Raw genomic sequence first — 2,078 nt, 5'->3', positions numbered from 1 at the left:
ACGTGGCGCGCGCCGGCCGGTCCGTAGAAGTCGCCGGGGGCCACCAGGATGCCCAGCGAGGCGAGGTACGCCACCGTGTCCCAGCAGCTCTCGTCACGGGTCGCCCACAGGTACAGGCTGGCCTCGCTGTGCTCGACGCGGAAGCCGTGCCGTTCCAGCGCGCCGCGCAGCACCTCGCGCCGGGCCGCGTAGCGCTTGCGCTGCTCGGCCACGTGCGCGTCGTCGCCCAGCGCCGCGACCGTGGCGGCCTGGGTGGGCATGGAGGTCATCATGCCGCCGTGCTTGCGCAGTTGCAGCAGCGGCATCAGCACCTCGGAGTCGCCCAGCAGGAACGCCGCCCGGTAGCCGGCCAGGTTGGACCGCTTGGAGAGCGAGTGGACGGCGACCAGACCGTCGTACGAACCGCCGCAGACGTCGGGGTGGAGCACCGACACCGGGTCGGCCTCCCAGCCGAGCTCCAGGTAGCACTCGTCGGAGACGACCAGCACGCCGTGCTCGCGCGCCCAGGCCACGATCCGGCGCAGCTCCTCCTTGGGCAGCACCCGGCCGGTCGGGTTGGACGGCGAGTTCAGCCACAGCAGCTTCAGGGGGCCCGGGTCCAGGTCCGTGGTCGGGTCGTCGTAGGCCTGGAACTCGGCGCGGGCCAGCCGGGCGCCCACCTCGTACGTCGGGTAGGCCAGGCGCGGGAAGGCGACGGTGTCGCCCGGGCCCAGGCCCAGCTGGATCGGCAGCCAGGCCACCAGCTCCTTGGAGCCCACCACCGGCAGCACGTTGCGGTGCGTCAGGTCCTGGGCGCCCAGTCGCCGGCCGGCCCAGCCGGTGATCGCGTCGCGCAGTGCGGGGGTTCCCCAGACCGTCGGGTAGCCCGGCGAGTCGGCCGCGTCGGCGAGCGCCTGCTGCACGAGGTCCGGCACCGGGTCGACCGGTGTGCCGACGGAGAGGTCGACGACGCCGTCCGGGTGCCCGGCGGCGGTCGCCTTGTAGGGCTCCAGCTTGTCCCAGGGGAAGTCCGGCAGACGGCTCACGAGCTCGGACACGGGTTCAGCTCACTTTCCTCACGCCGCGGGCGGTGCGGCTTCGGCGGCGAACGCCTCGGTCCCGCAGGCGGCCGGTGCGTGGGCCGCCGTACGGGACCGAGGGGGAGTGATCACTCCTACGGGTTCCGCTACTGGTTCTGCGGGGGCAGCGCGGCGACGAACGGGTGGTCGCGCTCGATCAGGCCCAGCTTGCTGGCCCCGCCGGGAGAGCCGAGCTCGTCGAAGAACTCCACATTGGCCTTGTAGTAGTCCTTCCACTCGTCCGGCGTGTCGTCCTCGTAGAAGATGGCCTCGACCGGGCAGACCGGCTCGCAGGCCCCGCAGTCGACGCACTCATCCGGGTGGATGTAGAGGGACCGCTGCCCCTCGTAGATGCAGTCGACCGGGCACTCCTCGATGCACGCCTTGTCCTTCACGTCGACACAAGGCTGCGCGATGACGTAGGTCACGCTGTCGTTCCTCCTCGATAGGGCGCTGGCGGGCCTCCACAGGCTCCGCCGCCTGGCGCGCGGGAGCGCGGCGTCGTCGATGCCCGCCCCTAGTATCTCCACTTCGGGGCCCGAACCGAACACGAGGGGTGAACCGACCCGTGGAATTCTCCACCGAAGCGCGAGCCGCGCTGCACCTTACCGGCTCTGACGTGGGCAAACGCGTCTCCGTACGGCGGCTCGCCGAGGACGGCGGCACAGGGGCCAAGTTCACCGACACGGTCGGCGTTCTCACATCATGGGACGACGGCGTGCTGCTGATCACCCGTCGGAACGGCGAACGGGTGCGGATCGACGAGTCCACCCTCGTGGCGGGCAAGGTGGTTCCCCCGCAGCCGGCCCGCCGCCGGGGCCCGGCCGCGTCGTTCCGGGAGCTCGCCGGGGTGACCGCGCGGGCCTGGCCGCCGGTGGAGAGCGAACCGCTCGGCGGGTGGGTGCTGCGCGCCTCCTCGGGGTTCACCCGGCGCGCCAACTCGGTGCTGGCGGTCGGCGACCCGGGCCTGGAGCTGGACGACGCGCTGGCGGTCGTGGCCGCCTGGTACGGCGAGCGCGG

2 protein-coding genes and 1 pseudogene are annotated in these 2,078 nt (G+C 72.5%); 1 reads left to right on the top strand and 2 read right to left on the bottom strand.

Features of this window, described 5'->3' with window-relative positions:
• On the bottom strand, nt 1-1,037 hold a 1,037-nt coding region (gene dapC / locus HW445_RS28395), incomplete at its 3' end, for a succinyldiaminopimelate transaminase (RefSeq protein WP_308800062.1).
• Nucleotides 1,038-1,165: 128 nt separating this feature from the next.
• Nucleotides 1,166-1,486, bottom strand: a complete 321-nt coding sequence (fdxA, locus tag HW445_RS28390) for a ferredoxin (protein WP_077966227.1) — start codon at nt 1,484-1,486, stop codon at nt 1,166-1,168.
• A 140-nt stretch (nt 1,487-1,626) separates the two neighbouring features.
• On the opposite strand from fdxA, the pseudogene HW445_RS28385 reads away from it, so the two are divergent.
• Nucleotides 1,627-2,078, top strand: a pseudogene (locus HW445_RS28385) (GNAT family N-acetyltransferase); the annotation flags it as partial.

Source organism: Streptomyces sp. UH6, from assembly GCF_013421635.1.
Taxonomy (GTDB): Bacteria; Actinomycetota; Actinomycetes; order Streptomycetales; family Streptomycetaceae; genus Streptomyces; species Streptomyces abyssomicinicus.
The sequence above is the reverse complement of the archived record's forward strand: the minus strand, read 5'-3'. Positions and strand labels throughout refer to the sequence as shown.